Below are 1,548 nucleotides of genomic sequence, written 5' to 3'. Positions count from 1 at the left end.
GGCAGCCGCGCACCAGCAGGCGCGTCGCCTTGTCGATCAGCGCCGCGGTCGGCAGCGCGGCGCACCGGGGCAGCGCCAGATGCCGCTCGATGGCTTGCTGCGCGTCGCGTACCGCGGCCGCCTGCAGCGCTTCGAAAAAGGCCGCCTTGTCGCGGAAACGCCCATAGAAGGCGCCGACCGACAGCTCGCAGGCCGCGACGATCTGCGCCACCGAAATCGATTCGAAGTCGCGCGTGGCCAGCAGCGTGCGGCCCGCGGCCAGCAAAGCCTGCTCGGTATCGCGGGCGCGCTGGCGCTTCGGCGCATGCAGCAGCGAACGGGTGTCGAGCGCGGGGAAGGCGCTGCGCGCGGTGCCCGGCAGCGGGAAGGGAGAGGCAGGGGTCATGACGGCTTCCGGAGGCGGCGACGGAACGAATTGCGGGATCGGAACGGCGTCGCCGATGCACGGCATCGTCCATCCGATCCAGCGTCCGGCCACGTTAGGGGCACAGGCGGGCAGCGTCAACGAAGGGGCCGCTATTTCCAATATCTGGAAATTCGTTCCATCATTTGACGGTCATCGCCGCGGCCACCCACACTGGATTTCAGGAGACAACATGAACACGCCGGTCGAACAATTCATCGCCGAGCGCCGCCGCGACGACCCGTCGTTCGGCGGACTGCTCGCCAAGGGCTTTGCGTTGCTGCGCTGCTTCATCGACGAGCCGCAGCCGATGGGCAATGGCGAACTGTCGCGCCGGCTGCAGCTGCCGCGCGCCACGGTGTCGCGCATCTGCAAGACGCTGTACGAGCTCGGCTATCTCGACTGGGACCCGAAGCTCGACAAGTACTTCGTCAGCGCGCAGGTGCTCGCGCTGGGCTATCCCTACCTGACCGGCCTGCCGATGCGGCATACCGCGCGGCCGCTGATGCAGGCGCTGGCCGACCGCATCGACGGCGCGGTGTCGATGGGCGTGGCGCATCGGCTCGACGTGACCTATCTGCTCACCTGCACCCACAACGAGGGCACGCCGGCGCGGCCGGGCGTCGGCGCGGTGCGGTCGGTGCTGAACACCGGCATGGGCCGTGCGTTCCTGTGCACGCTGTCGAAGGCCGAATTCCAGAGGCTGATGGAGATCGCGCAGCGCGAGCGTCCCGACGAATACGCCGCCAACTACGACCGCATCTGCCACAACGTCGCCCACTACCCCAAACGCGGTTACGCGATCAATGAGGGCGAGGCGGGCATCGGCGTGCATGGCGTCGGCATCTACTCGCGCATCGTCTATCTGAACCGACCGCTGCTGTTCAACTGCGCGATCGCCGGCACCAAGCTGCGCCGCGGCATGCTGGAAAAGCGCGTGGCGCCGATGCTGGCCGAGATGGTCCGCAGCATCGAGCAGGCGGCGGGTGTGGGGCGATAGCGCACGACATTCGCTGCGCCGCCGCTCCTGCGCCCACGCCCGCACGGCCTGGGCACCGGGACAACGAGACACCACGTTGCCGCCGTCACGGCGCCAACGGGCACAACGACAACGACGACAACGAAGACAACGAAGACAACGAAGA

At 68.0% G+C, this 1,548-nt stretch carries 2 protein-coding genes; one reads left to right on the top strand and one right to left on the bottom strand.

Translation table 11 applies throughout. From position 1 onward, the window contains the following. Positions 1-385, bottom strand: a 385-nt coding sequence (locus B551_RS18005) for a TetR/AcrR family transcriptional regulator (protein WP_043440992.1), incomplete at its 3' end; no start/stop codon positions are given. A gap of 211 nt (positions 386-596) precedes the next feature. On the opposite strand from B551_RS18005, the gene B551_RS18000 reads away from it, so the two are divergent. Then, the gene (locus B551_RS18000) at positions 597-1,403 is read left to right on the top strand and encodes an IclR family transcriptional regulator (protein WP_006579422.1); all 807 of its coding nucleotides are present in this window, start codon (positions 597-599) and stop codon (positions 1,401-1,403) included. The last annotated feature ends 145 nt before the right edge of the window (positions 1,404-1,548 follow it).

This window comes from Cupriavidus sp. HPC(L) (genome assembly GCF_000307735.3).
Classification (GTDB): domain Bacteria; phylum Pseudomonadota; class Gammaproteobacteria; order Burkholderiales; family Burkholderiaceae; genus Cupriavidus.
Note: the sequence above shows the minus strand (reverse complement) of the source record. Positions and strands in the feature narration are given on the sequence as shown.

What these genes read in the sequence shown, in the direction of transcription:
- B551_RS18000 (WP_006579422.1), top strand. Translation starts at nt 597, where the DNA reads ATGAACACGCCGGTCGAACAATTCATCGCCGAGCGCCGCCGCGACGAC.